We start from the raw sequence: 20,699 nt of genomic DNA on the forward strand, positions 1-20,699 counted from the left end.
GCGCGAGGAACGGCAGACCCGTTCCTACGTTGATTCATATGATTACCGGACTTTCTCAACGGGCGACGATGTCGGCCTGTGCTGTGTGTGTGGTGGGGGTGCTGGCGTTCACGCCGGCCGCCGGCTCCGCCGGGCACCGGGCCGGAAACCCCGCTCCTCCCGGACCGACGGCGGCGACGCCCGGGCCGTCCCTGCTCTACCGCGACGGCACACAGGTCCGGCCGCACCGGGACGCGCCCGAGGTGCCGCAGGTGTCGGCGCTGTCCTGGGTGGTGGCCGACGCGGGCAGCGGGGAGGTGCTGGCCGCGAGCGACGCGCACCGCAGGCTGCCGCCCGCCAGCACCCTGAAGACGCTGTTCGCCCTGACCGTGCTGCCCGGCATGCCGGGCGGGACGCGGCACACCGTGCGGAGCGAGGAGCTGGAGGACATCGGCCCGGGCAGCAGCCTGGTCGGCATCCAGGAGGGCCGCACCTACGAGGTGGCCGATCTGTGGCGCGGGGTCTTCCTCAGGTCCGGCAACGACGCCGTCCACGTGCTCGCCTCGATGGCCGGCGGCTGGGACACCACGGCCAGGAAGATGCAGGCCAAGGCCCGCTCGCTGGGCGCGCTGGACACCGATGTCGTCTCCCCCGACGGGTACGACGCGGACGGCCAGGTGTCCTCCGCCTACGACCTCGCGGTCTTCGGCCGGGAGGGGCTGCGCAACCCCGACTTCGCCCGCTACTGCGCCACCTCCGAGGCCACCTTCCCCGCTGACGGATGGTCGTTCGGGATCGCGAACACCAACCGGCTGCTGACCGGCCGGGACGGGGTCGCGCCGTATCCGGGGCTCATCGGCATCAAGAACGGCTACACCTCCCACGCGGGCAACACCCTGGTGGCCGCGGCCCGCCGGGACGGGCGCACGCTCGTGGTGACCGTGATGAACCCTCAGAACGGCGGCGGGTTCACGGTGTACGGCGAGGCCCGTCAGCTGCTGGACTGGGGCTTCGACGCGGCCGGGCGGGTGGATCCGGTCGGCTCGCTGGACGGGCTGCGCGCCAGGTCCCAGCCGGCCAAGCCGGCGGCCGTACCGGTGGCGGCGGCCGCGTCGCAGGCCCCGGACGACGATACGGACTGGTCGGGCACCGCGGTCGTCGCGGGGCTCTCCGGGCTCGGCGCCGGGGCCGTGGCGCTGGTGCTGCGGGCCAGGGGCAGGGGCAGGGGCGGGGCCGCACGCGACTGACCCACCGGGAGGCCGAGCAGCAGGCCCAGCGTGATCCACGTGTAGAGGTTGCCGCCGAGGAATCCGCCGACGCCCGCGGCACCGTCGTACCAGAGCCACACCACGCTCGTGCACATCACCGCGTACACGGCCCCCGCGATGCGCGGGTGCCCGGCGCGGACCAGGACGGCGAACGACGGCAGCAGCCACACCAGGTGGTGCACCCAGGTGACCGGGCTGACCAGACAGGCCGCCGCCCCGGTGAGCGCGAAGGCCGCCGTCCAGTCGCCGGCCGTCACCGCCCGCCGGGCCCGCCAGGCCCACACGCACAGGGTCAGCAGGACCACCGTCGCCCACAGCGGGCGGCCGGTCTCGCCGAGGCGGGCCAGCACGCCCTGCAGCGACTGGTTCGAGACGTAGGCGAGGCGGCCGACCCGGCTGGTGTCCCACAACGCGTCGGTCCAGTAGAAGCGGGAGGCCTCCGGGTCGGCCCAGGCGGCCAGCCCGGTCGCCCCGGCGGCCATGGCCGTCGCGATCCCGGCCGCCCGGCGGCGCCCGGCGAGCAACAGCAGGCCGATGAACAGGGCGGGCGTCAGCTTCACGGCGGCGGCGAGCCCGATCCCGGCGCCCGCCCAGCGCCCCCGTCCGGTCGCGAGGAGCCAGGAGTCACCGAGGACGAGGGCGAGGAGTACCAGGTTCACCTGGCCGAAGCTGAAGGTGTCCCGCAGCGGTTCGAACAGCGCGAGCAGACACAGGGCGAGCGACCAGCGGTACCAGCCGTGCCGCCGCCGGCCGGAGCCGGCCAGGATCCGCAGGACCACCGCGAGCGCGGCCAGGTTCACCAGCAGGGAGAGCGTGATCGCGGCGCTCCGGCCGACCAGGGCCAGCGGCAGCATGGTGAGGGCGGCGAACGGCGGATAGGTGAAGCCGTACATGGTGCCGGGCACGTGGTAGTCGTAGATCCGGCCGCCGTGGTGCACCCAGGTGTGCACGGTGCCGTAGTAGACGCGCAGGTCGAAGAAGTCGCGCAGCAGCGGCACGGTCGCGGTGAACACGGTGACCGCGGCGGCCAGGGCGAGGACCAGCAGCAGTCGACCCCGGGGCGTACGCGGCCCGGTCACGCCGAGCGCGCTCACGCCGTGCGTCCCGGGGCCGGGGCCTGGGCCGCCTGGTGGGCCTGCCACAGGACGACCACGCCGAGCACCGCGCCGGAGACGGCGAGCACCAGCTGGCCGAGGTCGGCGGGGCCGCCGCTGGGCAGGACGGCGAGGGCGAGGACACCGGCCAGGGCCGCGCCCCGGTGCCGTATCGAGGTGTCGGGCGCGGCGGCGGCGATCAGGAACAGGCCCCACAGCACGTACCAGGGGCGGATCGCCGGACCGAACACGGCGACGGTCAGCAGGCTCAGGCCCAGCGCGTACACCGGCCTCGGGCGCAGCCGGAGCCATATCAGCGCGACGACGACGGCGGTGACCGCGAGGCCCAGCAGATGCCAGGCCGGGACGGCGAGCGGGGCCAGGCCGCTGCCGAGGTGGTCCAGGAGGGCGCCGGTGGCCCGGCCGAGCAGGCTGGTCAGGGCCCAGTTGTGCGGGGAGACCGGGGTGGTCAGGGCGCCGATCCAGCCATATCCGGTCCCGGCGACGGCGGTGGCGGCGACCGTGGTCGCGGCGGAGGCGGCCGCGGTGGTCAGGAGGGCGGGCAGCGGGCGGCGGCCGGAGCGGACCTGGAGGGCGAGCACCGCCAGGAGTCCGAGCGCGGCCGGTGCCTTGACCAGGGCGGCCAGGGTGACGAGGACGGCCGCGCCGATCCCGGCGGCCGGCCGCCGGCCGCGCGCGGCGACCAGGCCGAGCCCCAGCAGGCCGAGCATGAGGGCGTCGTTGTGGGCGCCCGCCACCAGGTGCAGCAGGACCAGCGGGTTGAGCGCGCCGAGCCACAGGGCGGCGGCCGGGTCGGCGCCGCTGTGCCGGGCGAGCCGGGGCAGCGCGAGCGCCATGAGGGCCACACCGAGCAGCGCGACCAGCCGCATGCCGAGCAGGCCCGCGGGCAGTTCGCCCCGGGTCAGACCGGTCAGCGCGGAGGCCAGCCCGAGGAAGGCGGGGCCGTAGGGGGCGCCGGTGTGCTGCCACATCGGCGCGACCTCGTCGGCGAGCGGACCGCCGAGCTGGTCCGGGCCGTGGGCGTAGACGTCCATGTGGGCGTCGACCATGGCGCCCTGCGCGAGATAGCTGTAGACGTCCCGGCTGAACAGCGGCGGTGCGAGCAGCAGCGGGGCCGTCCACACGGCCAGCACGAGCAGCAGGGCGCGCGGGCTCGGCGGCCGCGGTCCGCGCACCAGCCGGCCGAGCAGCACCCAGGCCGCTATCAGCAGGACGACACCGAAGTACACGCCGACCAGCCCGAGCGCCGCCTGCACCGAGGCGGGCGCCAGCAGGTCCTGCACGGGCAGCGCACCGGCGGTCTCACCGCCCAGCGCGAGAAAGGCGGTACCGGCCAGCCCGAGCAGCTGGCAGGGGCGGAGCTCGACGGGAAATGCCATGGCCAACACTGGTTCAGCGTGTCAACGCCGGGTGGCCGGAAGGCGACGGTCCGCTCACCTTCGGGCGGCCCGCACGTGACCGGCGTGTGTGCACCGTCGTGCCTGAGGCGTACGCGAGCATGACCGTATGCCGATGTGGATCCGCGTGAACGACGACGACCAAGATCTCTGGCGGTAGAGGACGGTGCTCCGGTGACCGCACTGACGAGATCGAGGCGGAGGAGTTCGAGCGGGTGTGGCTGGATGCCCGGCGCACCCTCGGCTCCACCGCTCCTCACCCTGACGGGTACTGACGGCAGGGCCGACATGTCGACACGCCCCCTCAGAACACCGAGAGACCGGTCAGCGTGGTGAACCGGTCGAGGGCCGCCACGCCGGCCACCGAGTTGCCGCGCTCGTCCAGGCCCGGGCTCCACACGCACAGGGTGCAGCGGCCCGGTACGACCGCGATGATGCCGCCGCCCACGCCGCTCTTGCCGGGCAGGCCCACGCGGTAGGCGAAGTCGCCGGCCGCGTCGTACGTCCCGCAGGTCAGCATCACCGCGTTGACCTGCTTGGCCTGGCTGCGGGTGAGCAGCCGGCCGCCGTCGGCGCGGATGCCGTGCCGGGCGAGGAAACCGGTGGCCAGGGCCAGGTCGGCGCAGGAGGCGGCGACGGAGCACTGCCGGAAGTACTGGTCGAGCAGGACCGGCACGTCGTTGTCGATGTTGCCGTACGACGCCATGAAGTGGGCGAGGGCGGCGTTGCGGTCGCCGTGGGCGGTCTCGGAGGCGGCGATCTCCTTGTCGAAGTCCAGCGCCGGATTGCCGCTCTCGGCGCGCAGGAAGGCCAGCAGCTCCCCGGCCGCGTCTCCGGTACGGGTCTGGAGGCGGTCGGTGACGACGAGCGCGCCCGCGTTGATGAAGGGATTCCGCGGGATGCCGTTCTCGTACTCCAGCTGGACCAGGGAGTTGAAGGGGTTGCCGGAGGGCTCGCGGCCCACGTGCTCCCAGAGTTCGTCGCCCTCACGTGCCAGGTCCAGGGCGAGCGTGAAGACCTTGGTGATGGACTGCGTGGAGAACGGCTCCCGCCACTCCCCCATCCCGTACACGGTGCCGTCCAACTCGGCGACCGCCATCCCGAAGCTGCGCGGATCGCGGGCGGCGAGGGCCGGGATGTAGTCGGCGGGACGGCCGCGGCCAGGGGTGCGGCCTATCTCCTCGGCGATGCGCTCCAGGACCGGCAGGAAGGTGGGGGACGACGTCGTTGTCATGATCACCATTGTGCCTCCCGGCCGGTCCCGGAGCGTAATCGAGCGGGCGTCACCGCAGGTCAGGCAGCCGGTGCCCCGCTGCCCGCGACGACCTCGGGGCGCAGCAGGTCGGCCAGCCTCTCGGCGGGCAACAGACCCTTCTCCAGCACCAGTTCGGCCACGCCGCGGCCCGTGACGAGGGCCTCCTTGGCGATGTCGGTCGCCGCCGTGTAGCCGATGTGCGGGTTGAGCGCGGTGACCAGACCGATGGAGTTCTCCACGGTCGCGCGCAGCCGCTCGGTGTTGGCGGTGATGCCGTTCACGCAGCGCTCGGCGAGCGTCAGACAGGCGCTCTGCAGATGCGTGATCGACTCCGACAGGGAGTGCAGGATGATCGGCTCGAAGGCGTTGAGCTGGAGCTGTCCGGCCTCGGCGGCCATGGTGATGGCGACGTCGTTGCCGATCACCTCGAAGGCGACCTGGTTGACCACCTCGGGGATCACCGGGTTGACCTTGCCCGGCATGATCGACGAACCGGCCTGCACCGGCGGCAGGTTGATCTCGCCGAGGCCCGCGCGCGGACCGGAGGACAGCAGCCTGAGGTCGTTGCAGCTCTTGGAGAGCTTGACCGCGATCCGCTTGAGCACCCCGGACATCTGGACGAAGGCACCGCAGTCCTGGGTGGCCTCGACCAGGTTGGCGGCGGTGACCAGCGGCAGCCCGGTGATCACGGCCAGGTGCCGGCGGGCGGCCTCGGCGTAGCCCGCCGGGGCGTTGAGTCCGGTGCCGATCGCCGTGGCGCCCAGGTTGATCTCATGGATCAGCTCGACGGCCTCGGCAAGACGGCTGCGGTCCTCCTCGATCATGACGGCATAGGCGGAGAACTCCTGACCGAGCGTCATCGGCACCGCGTCCTGCAACTGTGTACGGCCCATCTTGAGCACGTCACGGAACTCGACGGCCTTGCGGGCGAACGAGTCCTGCAGTACGGCCATCGCCTTGAGCAGTCCACGTACCGCGAAGATCGTCGCGATCTTGACGGCGGTCGGGTAGACGTCATTGGTCGACTGACCCAGGTTGACGTCCTCGTTGGGGTGCAGGTACGTGTACTCGCCCTTGGCGTGCCCGAGGAGTTCCAGCGCCCGGTTCGCCACGACCTCGTTGGCGTTCATGTTGGTGGACGTGCCGGCGCCGCCCTGGATGACGTCGACGACGAACTGGTCGTGCAGCGTGCCCGTCCGGATCTCCCGGCAGGCGGCGACGATCGCCTTCGCCTTCTCGGGCGCCAGCAACCCGAGTTCCTCGTTGGCGAGCGCGGCGGCCTCCTTGACGGCGGCCAGGGCGTCGATCAGATGCGGGTACGCGGAGATCGGCGTACCGGTGATGGGAAAGTTCTCGGTGGCACGCAGGGTGTGCACACCCCAGTAGGCGTCGGCGGGTACGTCACGGTCGCCGAGCAGATCGTGCTCGCTGCGGGTGGCGGCGGCGGTCATGAGGGTTCGGGTCCTCTTTCTGGGATACAGGGGTGATCTGTGTTCGGCGAACTACGCGCACGTGGTGAACGGAACCGGATCCAGCGCACGCACCACACGCACGGACCCCACCGGCTCCCCACCCCCGAGCAGCTGCTCGCCCGCGAACTCGGTCAGCAGCCCGGGGTCGACGCCCGCGCGGGCAAGTGCCGCCGCAGCGACGGGAACCCGCGCACGGTTCGCCCCGTCGGCGATCTTCACCGCGACGGCCCGGCCGTCCGGCAGCGCGGCGACCTGAACGCCCTCGAACCCGTCCTTGGCCAGCAGCCCCGGCACGGCCCGCATCAGCGCGGCCACGTCCCGCCCCGAGCCGGAGGCCATTTCGGCGTGCGAACGCATGGCGTCGGCGACCTTGGCCTCCGGCGTGCCGGCCGGGGCCGAGGCGATCCGGGCGACGGCGCGGGCGAGGCCGTGCAGGGAGATGGAGAACAGCGGGGCGCCGCAGCCGTCGACGGTGACCCGGGCGACGCGCTGGCCGGTCAGGTCCTCGACGATCTCCTGGATCGCCTGCTGGAGCGGGTGCGCCGGGTCGAGGTAGTCCTCGAGGGTCCAGCCGTTGAGCTTCGCGGTCCACAGCATGGCCGCGTGCTTGCCGGAGCAGTTCTGGGCGAGCCGGGAGGGCAGGCGGCCCTCGCGGATCCAGGCGTCCCGGACGACCGGGTCGTACGGCAGGTCGGGGACGTTGCGCAGGTCGTCCTCGGTGACCCCGGCGAGTTCGAGGATGCGCCGGGTGCCGGCGAGGTGGCGTTCCTCGCCGGAGTGGCTCGCGGCGGCCAGCGACAGCAGGTCGCCGTCGAGCGGCAGCCCGGCCCGCAGCATGGCCACGGCCTGGACGGGCTTGACGGCCGAGCGCGGGTAGAACGCGGCCTCGATGTCGCCGAGCTGGAACTCCACCCGGCCGTCGGCGCCGAGGACGACGACGGAGCCGTAGTGGATGCCCTCGACGACCCCGCCGCGGACGAGGTGGGCGACGGGGGCGTGGAGGGGTTCGCGGACGACGGGTGCGTCGGCGGGGGAACTGCTGTACATCACTGCCTGCATCGATGGTTGGGGTGGGCCGGTTCGCGGGTCACGCGTCGGCGCCGGTGGACGTGCGCGCTATGCGGCCGCGGATGCCGTACCAGCCCGCGACCAGCGCTGCGACGACCAGCGGCAGACACAGCACGGTGGTGCGTCCGGCGCCGCCGTCGGCGTACATGAGGACCAGGACGGAGGCGAGGAACGCCAGCGTCACGATCTCGGTCCAGGGGGAACCCGGCAGCCGGTAGGCCGGCCGGATCAGCTCGCCCTTCTGGGTCTTCCGCCAGAAGAGCGCGTGACAGATCATGATCATGCCCCAGGTCGCGAGGATGCCGATCGCCGCGAAGTTGAGGACGATCTCGAACGCGTCGGCGGGGACGACGTAGTTGAGGCCCACGCCGAGGACACACATACCGCTGGTGAGCAGGATTCCGCCGTACGGGACCTGGCTGCGGCTCATCTTCGCGGTGAACTTCGGGGCCGAGCCGCTCATGGCCATGGAGCGCAGGATGCGGCCGGTGGAGTACAGGCCGGAGTTGAGCGAGGACATGGCCGCGGTGAGGACGACGAGGTTCATCACGCCGCCGGCCGCGGGAACGCCGATGTGCGACAGGACGGTCACGAAGGGGCTCTCGCCGGCGTGGTACTTGTTCCAGGGCAGCAGCATCGAGAGCAGGACGACGGAGCCGACGTAGAACAGGCCCACGCGCCACATGATCGAGTTGATCGCCTTCGGCATGATCTTCTCGGGGTTCTCGGTCTCGCCGGCGGCCACGCCGACCAGCTCGACGGAGGCGTAGGCGAAGACGACGCCCTGGATGATCAGCAGCATGGGCAGCAGGCCGTTGGGGAAGATGCCGCCGTTGTCGGTGATCAGGGACGGGCCGGGGTGGTGGCCGGCGACCGGGTGCTGGGTGACCAGCAGGAAGATGCCGATGCACATGAAGACGACCAGCGCGCTGACCTTGACGATCGCGAACCAGAACTCCAGTTCGCCGAAGATCTTGACCGAGATCAGATTGACGGTCAACACGACCGCGAGGGCGATCAATGCGATCAACCATTGAGGGATGTCCGAGAACATGCCCCAGTAGTGGGTGTAGGTGGCGACCGCGGTGATGTCGGCGATACCGGTGGTGGCCCAGTTCAGGAAGTACATCCAGCCCGCGGTGTACGCGCCCTTCTCCCCCAGGAACTCCCGGGCGTACGACACGAAGGCGCCGGAGGACGGGCGGTACAGGACGAGTTCGCCGAGGGCGCGCACGACCAGGAAGGCGAAGACGCCGCAGACGGCGTACGCGATGAAGAGGGAGGGCCCGGCGTCGGCGAGCCTGCCGCCCGCGCCGAGGAAGAGGCCGGTGCCGATGGCTCCGCCGATGGCGATCATGTTGACGTGCCGGTGCTTCAGGCCTTTGCTGTAGCCGGCGTCTCCGGCGTCGACATGGCCGGACGAGGGGCGCGTCTCGTCTTTGAGGTGCTGCTCGCTCACGCCTCGGGTCCGCCTTCCGTGGGCAGGTCGTCCGTCCGCTGGGGACGCACGATGTCGGTGAGGGTCGTCTCGACGCGGTCCAGGTGGTGGCTCATGGCCTCCACTGCGTCGTGTTCGGAACCGTCGATCAGCGCTTCGACGATCGCCCGGTGCTCGCGGTTGGACTGCTCGCGGCGCCCGCCCAGTTCGTTGAGGAAGGCCGACTGACGCGCCAGTGCGTCGCGGATCTCCTCGATGACCCGGCGGAAGACCGGGTTCTGGGCGGCCTCGGCCACGGCGAGGTGGAAGAGGGTGTCCATCGCGACCCACGCGGTGGTGTCCGTCTCCCGCTCCATGCGGTCGAGCAGGTGGGCCAGGTGGTCCAGGTTCTCCGGGGTGCGGCGGGCGGCCGCGTACCCGGCGACCGGGATCTCGATGTGCCGGCGCACCTCGAGCAGGTCGCTGGCGGCGTAGTCGCCGAAGGTGGGGTCCTCGACGGCGCTCGCGACGACGAAGGTGCCCTTGCCGGTCTTGGAGACGGTCAGGCCCATCGTCTGCAGGGCCCGCAGGGCCTCGCGCAGGACGGGCCTGCTGATCTCCAGGGTGCGGCACAACTCCGCCTCGGAGGGGAGCTTGTCGCCGATGGCGTACTCGCCGCGCTCGATGGCGCCGCGCAGATGCGCCAGCACCGCTTCTATGGCGCTCACACGCCGCGGAGGCTGACTGGCTGTCCGGCTGTCTGACAGGTTCACGGGAGCGATCCTGCGGGTTGCGTCAGGGAACTGTCAAGACATCGCGTAAGGAAACATTCACGGGGTGCGGCGCCTGAAAACAGGCATCCGCACCCCGTGGGTGATCAGCAGCGTTCGGTCAGGCGTCGAGCACGCCCGTGGCGAGCAGACCGAGCAGGCCCACGCCGATGACGATCCGGTAGAGCACGAACGCGTTGAAGGAGTGCTTGGCGACGAACTTCAGCAGCCAGGCGATGGAGGCGTAGGCGACCACGAAGGACACGATGGTGCCGACGGCCAGCGGGGCCGCGCCCACGCCCGCACCGAGGGCGTCCTTGAGCTCGTAGATGCCTGCACCGGTCAGGGCCGGGATGCCGAGGAAGAACGACAGCCGGGTGGCGGCGACGCGGTCGAGGTCCAGGATGAGCGCGGTCGACATGGTGGCGCCGGAGCGGGAGAAGCCGGGGAAGAGCAGGGCGAGGATCTGGGAGCAGCCGACCCACATCGCGTCCTTGAACGAGGTGTCGTCCTCGCCGCGCTTGTGCCGGCCCATCTGGTCGGCCGCCCACATCACGCCGGAGCCGACGATCAGCGAGCCGGCCACCACCCAGAGGGAGCCGAGCGCACCGTCGATCAGCGGCTTGGCCGCCAGGCCCACGAGGACGATCGGAAGGGTGGCGGCGATCACCCACCAGGCGAACTTGTAGTCGTGGTGGTAGCGCTCCTCGCGGTTGGTGAGGCCACGGAACCAGGCGGAGACGATCCGCTTGATGTCCTTGAAGAAGTACACGAGCACGGCGGCGATGGCGCCGACCTGGATGACGGCGGAGAAGCCGACGACGGACTTGTCGTCGACCGGGATGTGCATGAGCCCCTCGGTGATCTTCAGGTGGCCGGTGGAGGACACCGGGAGGAACTCGGTCACCCCCTCGACGACTCCGAGGACGACGGCCTGACCGACGGAGATGGCGCTCATGGGATCCAGTTCTGAGGAGAGTTGGTCGACAGTGCTGTAGACACTCTTACTATGCCCGACCGTAGAGCAAGAGTTAGGCGAAGAGCACGCCGGCGAGCGCGAACCCGGCGAACGCCGCCGCGAGCCCGGCCGCCACGCTCGCGACGACGTTGACGGCGGCGTAGAGCCCGGAGCCGGCCTCGGTCAGCCGCAGGGTCTCGTAGGAGAACGTCGAGTACGTGGTCAGCCCGCCACAGAGCCCGGTGCCCAGCAAAAGCTGCAGGTGAGGACCGGCGGCCCCGGTGGAGACGGCGCCCGTGAGCGTCCCGAGGACCAGGCAGCCGACGACGTTCACCACGAAGGTGCCCCAGGGGAAGACCGAGTCGTGGCGGGCCTGGACGGCGCGGTCGGTCAGATAGCGCAGGGGTGCGCCGACCGCGGCCCCGACGATCACCAGGAGCCAGTTCACAACGAATCCTTACCCTTCACTTTCCCCGCGTCCGGACCTCCGGGCCGCCCCACGTACCGGACGACCTCGCACTCCTCCAGCGTGACGAGCCCCTCGTCGACGAGTTCGTCGAGCTGCGGCAGGAACGCCCGTACCCGCTCCTCGGTGTCCACGACGACCACCGCCACGGGCAGGTCCTCGCTCAGGGAAAGCAGGCGGGAGGTGTGGATGCGCGAGGAGGCGCCGAAGCCCTCGATGCCCCGGAAGACGCTGGCCCCGGCGAGTCCGGCCGCGTGGGCACGGTGCACGATCTCGGAGTAGAGGGGCTTGTGGTGCCAGGTGTCGTCCTCGCCGATGTAGACGGTCAGCCGCAGGGCCCGGCCGCTGAGCGACGTCATCGCTGCCTCCTGGTCAGCACCCGGCGGGCCGCGACCGAGCCGAGCCACACGGCCGCGAGCGCGGCGCACAGCGTCCCGGCGAGATAGGCCAGCCCGGTGCCCGGGCGGCCGGCCTCGACCAGCTTGCGGATGTCGACGGCGTAGGTGGAGAAGGTGGTGAAGCCGCCGAGCACGCCGGTGCCGAAGAAGGGGCGGACCAGGCGGTGGGCGGCCCACACGTCGGTGATGAGCACCATGAACACACCGATGACGGCACAGCCGATGACGTTGGTCCAGAAGGTCGCCCAGGGGAAGGAGCCCGCCGGCGTGGGCCAGGCGAGGCTCAGCCCGTACCGCGCGCACGCGCCGAGGGCGCCGCCGAGGGCGACCACCGCGACGACGGGCGCCTGGGTACGCCACTCGGACCGCCCCCGCGGCGCGGAACGGACTCGGATGCTCTCGGCTTCCGGGGCTGTCATGCTCGTACGTCTCCTGTTCGGCCTACCCCGACGGGTGATCAAGGCCGGGCACCAGGGTACCGCCGCGTTGCCGGACGGCGTGCTCACCAGCCCTTCTCGAACACCTGGGACACCTCGGCGATACGGATCTCGTCGCGCCGGTAGCGGACGCGGCACCGTACGCGACGGGTGCGCAGCAGGCCGAGGCGGGCGAGGAAGTCCAGGTGGGCGCGGGCGGTCCGGCGGGGTACGCCCAGCTTGGCGGCCACGGCCCGCGCGGTGACACCGGTCTCGGCGAGGTCGCCGTGGCAGCGGGCCGGGAAGTGGGCCGCCGGGTCCTTGAGCCATTCCAGGATCGTCTGCCGCATCCGGCCCGAGGGAGTTCCCGTCATCCGTCCGCCCTCCGTCCCGGCGTCCTCGTACGCAGTGTTCCCACTGTGGCCCGGGCGACGCCGGCGCATGCGGGACTCGGCGGTCGTTGTCCGGTACGGAACGGACATGCGGCCGAGGAGTAACGGGCCGGGCCCGTGAACAGGGCGAGGGCCCGGCCGCCCCTTACGGCCGGGCCCCGTCACGGGTGGTTCAGCGGTGGCTGAACCACGTCATGGAGGACAGCGCCTTGTCGTCGTAGCCGAACAGGGCCTGGTTCTCCCAGCCGTTGCCGGAGGTGGCGTCGGTCGGGTCCCAGCCGTTGCCGGTGACGGCGGTCCAGGTGGCCTCCCAGTAGAAGACGCCGAGGCCGCGGCCGTTGGGGACGGCCTCCACGATGCTCGCCACGTCGTTCATCCACTTGGTCTGGCCGGCCACCGTCGCCGGGTAGCCGGAGACCAGCTTGGCGGTGGTGTCGATCTGGTTCTCCAGCGAGTCGTCGTTGGCCAGCGTGAAGGGGTAGGCCGTCTCGGCGACGAACACGGGCTTGCCGTAGCGGGAGGCCGCGTCGTCCAGCGTGGTCTGGAAGTCGGACAGCGGGCCGTGCCAGTAGCCGTAGTACGACAGGCCGATCGCGTCGAACTTCACGCCGCCCGCGACCGCGTTGTCGAAGAACGTCTCGGTGCCGGCCTTGTCCCCGCCCTTGGCCAGGTGCAGCGCGACGACCGTGGAGGAGCTGACCGCCTTGGCGGCGCCGTAGCCGGAGTTGAGCAGGCCGGCGAGCTGGCTCCAGTTGGACGTGGATCCCTCGGACCACAGGATGCCGCCGTTGATCTCATTGCCGATCTGGACCATGTCGGCAGTGGTGCCTTGGGCCTTCAAGGCGTTCAACACGTCGTACGTGTGGTTGTACACATCAGTCTTGAGTTGACTGTATGTATGGCCCGTCCATGCGGCCGGCTTGGTCTGGGCGCCGGGGTCGGCCCAGGTGTCCGAGTAGTGGAAGTCGACCAGGAGCTTCATGCCCTGCGCCTTGATGCGCTTGGCTATCGCGAGGACGTGCGTCTTGTCGTTGAAGCCGTCCGCCGGGTTCACCCAGACCTTCAGGCGGGCGTAGTTCATGCCGTACGACTTCAGGACGGCGAGCGCGTCGCCCGTGGTGCCCGAACTGGTCTTGTAGACACCGCCCTTGGCCTCGCTCTTGGCGAGGGAGGAGATGTCGGCGCCGTGGATGGACGTGCCGGTGGTGCCGGACGTGAAGGTCAGATCGTCGACGTTGATCCAGTTGCCGGCGTTCGCGTCACTGTTGACGCTGATGGTGCACTGACTGTTCGTCACATTGATCGGCGTGACGATACGGATCCACCCACTGGACGAGATGGGCAGATCGGTGCGCTGCTCCGAACTCCCACAGTTCTTGAGCGCTATGTACGCGGCGTTCTGCCCACCACTGGAACGGACCCAGGCGGTCAACGTGTAGGTGCCGTTGGTCAGGCCCGACAGGTACTGGTACGTCTCCACCTTGTAGGCGGAGGCCGAGTAGTGGGTGAGACGGTAACTGCCGCTGTGGCCACCGGACTCGGTGTACGAGGCGCCGGTGTCGCCGTACTCGGACCAGCCGGTGGGCACGGCCGTACCGGTGCCGTCGGCCTCGAAGCCGCCGTTGGTCAGCGTGCTCGCGGCGTGCGCGGCCTGGGCGGGCAGGAAGGTGAGGGCGAGCCCGGCCGTGAGCGGCAGCAGCAGGGCCCTGATGGTGCGTCTGGGATGGAACTTCATCGTCCGTCGTCCCTTCGACGTAACTGGGGAGGGGGTCCTCCGGTGGGGCTGGAGGAGACCCCTCCGCCCGCGGCTCTCGTGGCACACGCGGGCGGAGGGGAGCCGGCTCAGCCGTCGAGTCGTACGACCCGGACGGCCCCCGCCGGGACCGGGAGGCGGCCCGCGGCGCGTTCGCCCGTCAGCAGCTCGGTGCCGGGCGTGTCCAGTGGCACCTTGGTGTCGCCGGCGGTGTGGTTGATCACGAAGAGGTAGGTGCCGGACTCTCCGCTGCGGCGCACCACTTCGACGTCCCGGGGCAGGTCGGCGCGCGGCGCGAGCCGGGCGTCGTCGGCCGCCCAGCCGATCAGGGCGTCGAGGCCCTGGGCGTCGAGGCGGGTGGAGACGTACCAGGCGGTGCCGTTGCCGAGCCGGTGCCGGGTGACGGCCGGGTGGCCCGCGGTGAGTCCGTCGGCGTAGGTCCACACGGTCTCGGCGCCGCGCGGCACGACGAACTCCGTCCACACGTCCCCGGTCAGCTCCGAGCCGTCGGGGCCGGTCAGCCGCGCTCGCTGGTCCTTCAGCAGCGGCGAGAACTCCTCCACCGTCAGACCGAGGACGTCGCGCAGCGCACCCGGGTAGGCGCCCTCGTGCACGGCGTCGTGCTCGTCGACGATGCCGGAGAAGTACGACACGACGAGCGTGCCGCCGTTCTCGACGTACTCCCTGAGGTTGTTCCCTGCCGCCTCCGTCATCAGGTACAGGGCCGGTACGACGACAAGGGGATAGGCCGACAAGTCGGCTTCCGGGTGGGCGAAGTCGACCGTGAGGTGGCGGTCGTAGAGGGCCTCGTAGAAGGAGTCGGCGCGCTCGCGCGGGTCGTGGTCCTCGCTGGGGCGCCAGGCGAGGTTCTGCGCCCACCAGGACTGCCAGTCCCACAGCACCGCGGCGTCGGCCTCGGTGCGGGTGCCGCGGACGGTGCTCAGCGAGTCGACGGACGCGCCGAGTTCGACCACCTCGCGCCACACGCGGGTGTCGGTGCCGCCGTGCGGCAGCATCGCCGAGTGGAACTTCTCGGCGCCGCGCCGGGACTGGCGCCACTGGAAGAACATCGCGCCCTCGGAGCCGCGGGCCACGTGGGCGAGGGAGTTGCGGGCCATCTGACCGGGGGCCTTGGCGGGGTTGCGGGGCTGCCAGTTGATGCCCGAGGTGGAGTGTTCCAGCAGCAGCCAGGGGGCGCCGCCCGCGACCGAGCGCGTGATGTCGGCGGCCATCGCGAGGTTGACGTGGGTGCGGCGGCCGTCGGTGATCAGGTAGTGGTCGTTGGTGACGAGGTCGACCTCGCGACCCCAGGCCCAGTAGTCGATCGAGTCGCACTGGCTGAGCGCGGTCATGAAGTTGGTGGTGACCGGGACGCCGGGCGAGAGGCGGTGCAGGACGTCGCGTTCGGCGCGGAAGTTCTCGCGGATGGTCGCGTCGGCGAACCGCTTGTAGTCCAGGGCCTGGCCCGGGTTGCCGACGGTCGGGGTGGCCCGGGGCGGGTTGATCTGCTCGAAGCTCGTGTAGCGCTGGCCCCAGAAGGCCGTTCCCCAGGCCTCGTTGACGGCGTCGACCGTGCCGTAGGTCCGCGCGAGCCAGCGGCGGAAGTGGGCGGCGCAGGAGTCGCAGTAGCAGGCCGAGACGGGGACGCCGTACTCGTTGTGCACGTGCCACAGGGCGAGGGCGGGGTGGTCGCCGTAGCGTTCGGCGAGCTTCACGGTGATCGCCTTGGCGGCGGCCCGGTAGTCGGCGTTGCTGTGGCAGATCGCGCCGCGCGAGCCGAACTCGTGGCGCATGCCCTCGGCGGTCACCGGCAGGGCCTCGGGGTGCGCCCGGTAGAACCAGACGGGCGGGGCCACCGTGGGCGTGCCGAGGTCGACGCGGATGCCGTCGTCGTGCAGCAGGCCGATGATCCGGTCCAGCCAGCCGAAGTCGTACTCCCCCGGGGCCGGCTCCAGCAGGGCCCAGGAGAAGATCCCGACGCTGACCATCGTGACGCCGGCCTCCCGCATCAGCCGGACGTCCTCCTGCCAGACGCTTTCCGGCCACTGCTCGGGGTTGTAGTCGCCACCGAAGGCGAGCCTGGTGAGGCCCCTGGGGCTGGTGTCCGGCATGGATGTCTCCCGTTTAATCGATCATTTGGGAACGTGCACACACAGCAGCAGCGGTGCGAGCCCAACATAACCGCACAGCAACAACCATTGACAAGTGTCCGGGATGTTTCTCTACTGTGAACGCTCACAGAAGCATGGCAGGGGCTCGCGAGGGGCGGGCACCCGGGTTATGTGAACGTGCACAACATCTGCATGGCAGGTCCCCGCAGCGGGCGGGGACCCAGGTCAGGGGAGAAACCATGCCGCACACGAAGCGCCGTCGCCTCGTGACAACCGCCCTCGCCGTCGCGCTGGGTGCGACCACCCTCGCCGCCTGCGGCTCCGGGGACGACAGCAAGTCCGAGTCCGGTCCGGTCTCGCTGACGTACTGGACCTGGACGCCCGGCATGGACAAGGTCGTGGACCTGTGGAACAAGGGGCCGGGCAAGAAGGACCAGATCACCGTCACGGTGAAGAAGCAGGCGTCCGGCGACACGCTGGTCACCAAGATCCTCACCGCGCACAAGGCGAAGAAGGCCCCGGACCTGGTGCAGGCCGAGTACCAGGCGCTGCCGACGCTGGTCAGCAACGACGCGCTGGCCGACATCTCCAAGCAGGTCGGGGACATCAAGGGCAAGTTCGCCGACGGCGTCTGGCAGCAGACCACGCTCGGCACGGACGCCGTCTACGCGGTCCCGCAGGACATCGGCCCGATGATGTTCTACTACCGCGAGGACCTGTTCAAGCAGTACGGCCTGACGGTCCCGACCACCTGGGACCAGTTCGCCGAGACCGCCCGCCAGCTGAAGAAGAAGGCACCGGACAAGGAGCTGACCACCTTCTCCGCCAACGACTCCGGTCTCTTCGCGGGCCTCGCCCAGCAGGCCGGAGCCAAGTGGTGGACCACCTCCGGCAGCAAGTGGAAGGTCGCGATCGACGACCCGGCCACCCAGAAGGTCGCCACGTTCTGGGGCGGGCTGGTCAAGGAGGGCGTCATCGACAACCAGCCGATGTACACGCCGTCCTGGAACAAGGCCATCGACACCGGCAAGCAGATCGCCTGGGTGAGCGCCGTGTGGGCGCCGGGCACGCTGACCACGGCCGCGCCCGACACCAAGGGCAAGTGGGCCATGGCGCCGCTGCCGCAGTGGTCGGCGGCCCAGGACGTGACCGGTAGCTGGGGCGGCTCCTCGACGGCGGTGACCACCGACTCCGCGCACAAGGACGCCGCCGCCAAGTTCGCCGCCTGGCTGAACACCGACCACGACGCCCTCGACGCCCTGGCGAAGGACAGCGGAATCTACCCGGCCTCGACGTCCGCGCAGCTCAGCGGCGCGTTCTCGAACCCGCCGGCCTACTTCTCCAACCAGGCCGACTTCTACCCGAAGGCCGCCGAGATCGCCAAGACCACCGCGCCGTCGGCCTGGGGCCCGAACGTGAACGTCGCGTACGCGACCTTCAACGACGCGTTCGGCGCCGCCGCCAAGAACAAGTCGGACTTCGCCGCCGCCCTGAAGCAGATGCAGGACGCCACGGTCGCCGACATGAAGAAGCAGGGCTTCGAGGTCTCCCAGTGACAAGCCCCGCAAGCCGGAACTCGTACGGGGTCAAGGGGGCCCCGTACGCCCACCCGTCTCCCACCACCACCCTCAAACGAGCGCGAAGCGCCCCCTATTTTTTCCTCCTCCCCGCCTCGATCCTCTTCGCCCTCTTCTTCGCGCTGCCCATCGGCTACGCGGTCTTCCTCAGCTTCCGCAAGGTGCACGTCTCCGGGCTCGGGCTCGGTGCGAACGCCCGGAAAGAAGTCTGGGCCGGCGTCGAGAACTACACCGACGCCTTCAAGGACAGCGAGCTGCTGCACGGCGCACTGCGGGTGCTCGGCTACGGCTGCATCGTCGTCCCGGTGATGCTGGGCCTCGCCCTGCTCTTCGCGCTGATGCTGGACTCCGACAAGGTGCGGTTCACCCCGTTCACCCGGCTCGCGATCTTCCTGCCGTACGCCATCCCCGGTGTGGTGGCGGCACTGCTGTGGGGCTTCCTGTACCTGCCGGACGTGAGCCCCTTCTACTACGTCCTCGCCAAGCTCCACCTGCCGCAGCCGAACCTGCTGGACGGCGGTCCGCTCTATCTCGCCCTGTCGAACATCGCGGTCTGGGGCGGCACCGGCTTCAACATGATCGTCATCTACACCTCGCTGAAGTCCATTCCGGCCGAGGTGTACGAGGCGGCGAGGCTGGACGGCGCCACGCCGCTGCAGATCGCCCTGAAGATCAAGATCCCGATGGTGGCGCCCTCGCTGGTGCTGACCTTCTTCTTCTCGATCATCGCGACGCTCCAGGTGTTCAACGAGCCGACGACCCTCCATCCGCTGACCAACTCCGTGAACCTGGGCTGGAGTCCGCTGATGAAGGTGTACCAGGACGCCTTCCACCGGAACGACATCTACTCGGCGGCCGCCGAGGCGGTCCTGATCGCCCTGGTCACGCTGGTCCTGTCCTTCGGTTTCCTGCGCGCCGCGAACCGCCGCAACAAGCAGGAGGCGCGATGAGCACCCTTGCCGTCCACAAGGCCGCCCCGGCGGCCGGCACCACACCCGGGACGGCGCGGCGCCCGCCGCTGCGCCGCCGGATCGCGCTGGTGCCGACGATCACCCTGCTGCTCGGCGCGATCTACACGCTGCTGCCGGTCGCCTGGGTGGTGATCGCGTCCACCAAGTCAGGGCACGAGCTGTTCTCCACCTTCACCTTCCTGCCGGGCACCGGGTTCACCCAGAACATCAAGGACCTGAACGCCTACCGGGGCGGCATCTACTGGAAGTGGATGGGCAACTCCGCCCTGTACGCCGGTCTCGGCGCCCTGCTGTCCACGACGGTGTCGGCGTTCAGCGGCTACGCGCTCGCGACCTACCGGTTCAAGGGCCGCGAGACGATCTTCAACGTGCTGCTCGCGGGCGTCCTCATGCCGCCGGTGATCCTCGCCATCCCGCAGTACCTGCTGATGGCGAAGGCCAACCTCACGGACTCCTACCTGTCCGTGATGCTGCCGCAGATCCTCTCCCCGTACGGCGTCTACCTCGCCCGGATCTACGCCTCCGCCGCCGTCCCCGCCGACGTGGTGGAGGCCGGCCGGATGGACGGGGCGAGCGAGTGGCGGATCTTCACCCGCATCGCGCTGCCGATGATGATCCCGGGCATGGTCACGGTGTTCCTGTTCCAGTTCGTCGCGATCTGGAACAACTTCCTGCTGCCGTACATCATGCTCAGCGACGACAACAAGTTCCCGCTCACACTGGGCCTGTACACGCTGCTGGAACAGGGCGCCAACACCCCGGCTCTGTACACCCTGGTGATCACGGGCGCGTTCCTCGCGGTCCTCCCGCTGATCGTGCTGTTCCTGGTCATTCAGCGGTTCTGGAGCCTCGACCTGCTCTCCGGAGCCGTAAAGTCATGACCATGAGCAATCCGGGGGGCCGGCGCAAACCGCCGACGATCCACGACGTGGCGCGCGAGGCAGGCGTCTCGCGCGGCACCGTCTCGCGCGTGCTCAACGGCGGGCACTACGTCAGTCCCGCCGCGGCGGAGGCGGTCAACGCCGCCATCCGCAAGACCGGGTACGTCGTGAACCGGCACGCCCGCTCGCTGATCACCGGGCGCTCCGACTCGGTCGGCTTTCTGCTGACCGAGCCGCAGGAGCGGTTCTTCGAGGACCCCAACTTCAATGTCCTGCTGCGCGGTTGCACCCAGGCGCTGGCCGCGCACGACGTGCCGCTGCTGCTGATGCTGGCGGGCACGCAGGACGAACGGCGGCGGATCACGCGGTACATCACCGCCGGGCACGTCGACGGGGTGCTGCTGGTCTCCAGCCACTCCGGCGATCCGGTCGCGGAGGAGCTGCGGGAGGCGGGCGTGCCGCTCGTCGCCTGCGGCAAGCCCATCGGCCTCGGCTCGAAGGTGAGTTACGTGGCCGCCGACGACCGGGACGGCGCGCGGGACATGGTCCGGCATCTGCTGTCACTGGGCCGGCGGCGGATCGGTGTGGTCACCGGTCCGCTGGACACGCCCGGCGGTGTGGAGCGGCTCGCCGGGTACAAGGAGGTGCTCGCCGAGGCGGGCATCGGGGTCGACGAGCGGCTCATCGTCTCCGGTGACTACAGCCGGGCGAGCGGTGAGGCGGGCGCGGAGCGGCTGCTGGCGCAGGCCCCGGACATGGACGCGGTGTTCGTGGCCTCCGACCTCATGGCGCAGGGCGTGCTGGCGGCGCTGCACCGGGCCGGGAAGCGGGTGCCGGATGACATCGCTGTCGGGGGCTTCGACGACTCCCCGGCGGCGACGGCCGCGGCCCCGGCCCTGACCACGATTCGGCAGCCGTGGGACCGGATCAGCAGCGAGATGGTGCGGGTACTGCTCGCGCAGATAGGCGGCGAGGATCCGGCGGCGGTTATTTTGCCTACGGAACTGGTGCGGCGCGAGTCTGCTTGAGCGGTGG

General features: G+C 70.5%; 18 protein-coding genes and 1 pseudogene. 5 read left to right on the forward strand and 14 right to left on the reverse strand.

Going from position 1 to position 20,699, the window contains the following annotated elements; all coding sequences use genetic code 11:
• Positions 1-68: 68 nt before the first annotated feature.
• Positions 69-872, forward strand: a pseudogene (locus tag ACH47Z_RS37550) (D-alanyl-D-alanine carboxypeptidase family protein); the annotation flags it as partial.
• A gap of 98 nt (positions 873-970) precedes the next feature.
• On the opposite strand, the gene ACH47Z_RS37555 reads toward ACH47Z_RS37550, so the two are convergent.
• The 14 genes from ACH47Z_RS37555 to ACH47Z_RS37620 all read right to left on the reverse strand — a co-directional run bounded on the left by ACH47Z_RS37555 (position 971) and on the right by ACH47Z_RS37620 (position 16,235).
• Positions 971-2,326 (reverse strand): glycosyltransferase family 87 protein, encoded by a 1,356-nt coding sequence (locus ACH47Z_RS37555; RefSeq protein ID WP_399082096.1) that lies wholly within the window; start codon positions 2,324-2,326, stop codon positions 971-973.
• 11 nt (positions 2,327-2,337) lie between these two features.
• Positions 2,338-3,741: a polyprenol phosphomannose-dependent alpha 1,6 mannosyltransferase MptB gene (mptB, locus tag ACH47Z_RS37560; RefSeq protein WP_399081956.1), complete on the reverse strand. Its 1,404-nt coding sequence runs from the start codon at positions 3,739-3,741 to the stop codon at positions 2,338-2,340.
• A gap of 322 nt (positions 3,742-4,063) precedes the next feature.
• Positions 4,064-5,002: a glutaminase gene (locus ACH47Z_RS37565; protein WP_399081959.1), complete on the reverse strand. Its 939-nt coding sequence runs from the start codon at positions 5,000-5,002 to the stop codon at positions 4,064-4,066.
• 50 nt (positions 5,003-5,052) lie between these two features.
• Entirely contained in the window at positions 5,053-6,465 is a 1,413-nt protein-coding gene (gene aspA, locus ACH47Z_RS37570) for an aspartate ammonia-lyase (protein WP_399081962.1), read from the reverse strand.
• A 51-nt stretch (positions 6,466-6,516) separates the two neighbouring features.
• The gene (locus ACH47Z_RS37575; RefSeq protein WP_399081965.1) at positions 6,517-7,533 is read right to left on the reverse strand and encodes an asparaginase; all 1,017 of its coding nucleotides are present in this window, start codon (positions 7,531-7,533) and stop codon (positions 6,517-6,519) included.
• 40 nt (positions 7,534-7,573) lie between these two features.
• Positions 7,574-9,013 carry an amino acid permease gene (locus ACH47Z_RS37580; RefSeq protein ID WP_399081968.1) on the reverse strand — a complete coding sequence of 480 codons (1,440 nt, stop codon included), beginning with the start codon at positions 9,011-9,013 and terminating at the stop codon, positions 7,574-7,576.
• On the reverse strand, positions 9,010-9,690 hold the full coding sequence (locus ACH47Z_RS37585; RefSeq protein ID WP_399082099.1) for a FadR/GntR family transcriptional regulator: 681 nt from the start codon (positions 9,688-9,690) through the stop codon (positions 9,010-9,012). The genes ACH47Z_RS37580 and ACH47Z_RS37585 overlap by 4 nt, the downstream gene beginning before the upstream one ends.
• A gap of 172 nt (positions 9,691-9,862) precedes the next feature.
• A complete protein-coding gene (locus ACH47Z_RS37590; RefSeq protein WP_399081971.1) occupies positions 9,863-10,699 on the reverse strand; it encodes an undecaprenyl-diphosphate phosphatase in 837 nt (278 codons plus the stop codon).
• 73 nt (positions 10,700-10,772) lie between these two features.
• Positions 10,773-11,147 carry a fluoride efflux transporter CrcB gene (crcB, locus tag ACH47Z_RS37595; protein WP_399081974.1) on the reverse strand — a complete coding sequence of 125 codons (375 nt, stop codon included), beginning with the start codon at positions 11,145-11,147 and terminating at the stop codon, positions 10,773-10,775.
• Positions 11,144-11,524: a DUF190 domain-containing protein gene (locus tag ACH47Z_RS37600; RefSeq protein ID WP_399081977.1), complete on the reverse strand. Its 381-nt coding sequence runs from the start codon at positions 11,522-11,524 to the stop codon at positions 11,144-11,146. Before ACH47Z_RS37600 ends, crcB (ACH47Z_RS37595) begins: the two co-directional genes overlap by 4 nt.
• Positions 11,521-11,982 (reverse strand): fluoride efflux transporter CrcB, encoded by a 462-nt coding sequence (gene crcB, locus ACH47Z_RS37605; protein ID WP_399081980.1) that lies wholly within the window; start codon positions 11,980-11,982, stop codon positions 11,521-11,523. Before crcB (ACH47Z_RS37605) ends, ACH47Z_RS37600 begins: the two co-directional genes overlap by 4 nt.
• Before the next feature lie 83 nt (positions 11,983-12,065).
• Positions 12,066-12,353, reverse strand: a complete 288-nt coding sequence (locus ACH47Z_RS37610; RefSeq protein ID WP_399081983.1) for an ArsR family transcriptional regulator — start codon at positions 12,351-12,353, stop codon at positions 12,066-12,068.
• A 190-nt stretch (positions 12,354-12,543) separates the two neighbouring features.
• Positions 12,544-14,106, reverse strand: coding sequence for a glycosyl hydrolase 53 family protein (locus ACH47Z_RS37615; protein WP_399081986.1), 1,563 nt, complete (start codon positions 14,104-14,106; stop codon positions 12,544-12,546).
• A 107-nt stretch (positions 14,107-14,213) separates the two neighbouring features.
• Entirely contained in the window at positions 14,214-16,235 is a 2,022-nt protein-coding gene (locus tag ACH47Z_RS37620) for a beta-galactosidase (RefSeq protein WP_399081990.1), read from the reverse strand.
• 239 nt (positions 16,236-16,474) lie between these two features.
• Between ACH47Z_RS37620 and ACH47Z_RS37625 the strand changes: the two genes are divergently transcribed.
• Genes ACH47Z_RS37625 through ACH47Z_RS37640 form a run of 4 tightly spaced genes read left to right on the forward strand, consistent with a single transcriptional unit; the run spans position 16,475 to position 20,692 of the window.
• Complete coding sequence (locus ACH47Z_RS37625) at positions 16,475-17,791, forward strand: ABC transporter substrate-binding protein (protein ID WP_399081993.1); 1,317 nt, start codon at positions 16,475-16,477, stop codon at positions 17,789-17,791.
• Positions 17,788-18,762 carry a carbohydrate ABC transporter permease gene (locus ACH47Z_RS37630; RefSeq protein ID WP_399081996.1) on the forward strand — a complete coding sequence of 325 codons (975 nt, stop codon included), beginning with the start codon at positions 17,788-17,790 and terminating at the stop codon, positions 18,760-18,762. The genes ACH47Z_RS37625 and ACH47Z_RS37630 overlap by 4 nt, the downstream gene beginning before the upstream one ends.
• On the forward strand, positions 18,759-19,664 hold the full coding sequence (locus tag ACH47Z_RS37635) for a carbohydrate ABC transporter permease (RefSeq protein WP_399082000.1): 906 nt from the start codon (positions 18,759-18,761) through the stop codon (positions 19,662-19,664). The genes ACH47Z_RS37630 and ACH47Z_RS37635 overlap by 4 nt, the downstream gene beginning before the upstream one ends.
• Positions 19,661-20,692 (forward strand): LacI family DNA-binding transcriptional regulator, encoded by a 1,032-nt coding sequence (locus ACH47Z_RS37640; RefSeq protein ID WP_399082003.1) that lies wholly within the window; start codon positions 19,661-19,663, stop codon positions 20,690-20,692. The genes ACH47Z_RS37635 and ACH47Z_RS37640 overlap by 4 nt, the downstream gene beginning before the upstream one ends.
• Positions 20,693-20,699: the final 7 nt, after the last annotated feature.

Source organism: Streptomyces sp. NPDC020192 (genome assembly GCF_044388685.1).
Taxonomy (GTDB): Bacteria; Actinomycetota; Actinomycetes; order Streptomycetales; family Streptomycetaceae; genus Streptomyces.

Excerpts from the sequence above, each read along its gene's own strand:
- ACH47Z_RS37620 (WP_399081990.1), bottom strand. The coding sequence starts at position 16,235 with ATGCCGGACACCAGCCCCAGGGGCCTCACCAGGCTCGCCTTCGGTGGC.
- ACH47Z_RS37600 (WP_399081977.1), bottom strand. The coding sequence starts at position 11,524 with ATGACGTCGCTCAGCGGCCGGGCCCTGCGGCTGACCGTCTACATCGGC.
- crcB (WP_399081980.1), bottom strand. The coding sequence starts at position 11,982 with ATGACAGCCCCGGAAGCCGAGAGCATCCGAGTCCGTTCCGCGCCGCGG.
- ACH47Z_RS37635 (WP_399082000.1), top strand. The coding sequence starts at position 18,759 with ATGAGCACCCTTGCCGTCCACAAGGCCGCCCCGGCGGCCGGCACCACA.
- ACH47Z_RS37610 (WP_399081983.1), bottom strand. The coding sequence starts at position 12,353 with ATGACGGGAACTCCCTCGGGCCGGATGCGGCAGACGATCCTGGAATGG.
- ACH47Z_RS37575 (WP_399081965.1), bottom strand. The coding sequence starts at position 7,533 with ATGTACAGCAGTTCCCCCGCCGACGCACCCGTCGTCCGCGAACCCCTC.
- ACH47Z_RS37590 (WP_399081971.1), bottom strand. The coding sequence starts at position 10,699 with ATGAGCGCCATCTCCGTCGGTCAGGCCGTCGTCCTCGGAGTCGTCGAG.
- aspA (WP_399081962.1), bottom strand. The coding sequence starts at position 6,465 with ATGACCGCCGCCGCCACCCGCAGCGAGCACGATCTGCTCGGCGACCGT.
- ACH47Z_RS37625 (WP_399081993.1), top strand. The coding sequence starts at position 16,475 with ATGCCGCACACGAAGCGCCGTCGCCTCGTGACAACCGCCCTCGCCGTC.
- ACH47Z_RS37640 (WP_399082003.1), top strand. The coding sequence starts at position 19,661 with ATGACCATGAGCAATCCGGGGGGCCGGCGCAAACCGCCGACGATCCAC.
- ACH47Z_RS37615 (WP_399081986.1), bottom strand. The coding sequence starts at position 14,106 with ATGAAGTTCCATCCCAGACGCACCATCAGGGCCCTGCTGCTGCCGCTC.
- ACH47Z_RS37565 (WP_399081959.1), bottom strand. The coding sequence starts at position 5,002 with ATGGTGATCATGACAACGACGTCGTCCCCCACCTTCCTGCCGGTCCTG.
- mptB (WP_399081956.1), bottom strand. The coding sequence starts at position 3,741 with ATGGCATTTCCCGTCGAGCTCCGCCCCTGCCAGCTGCTCGGGCTGGCC.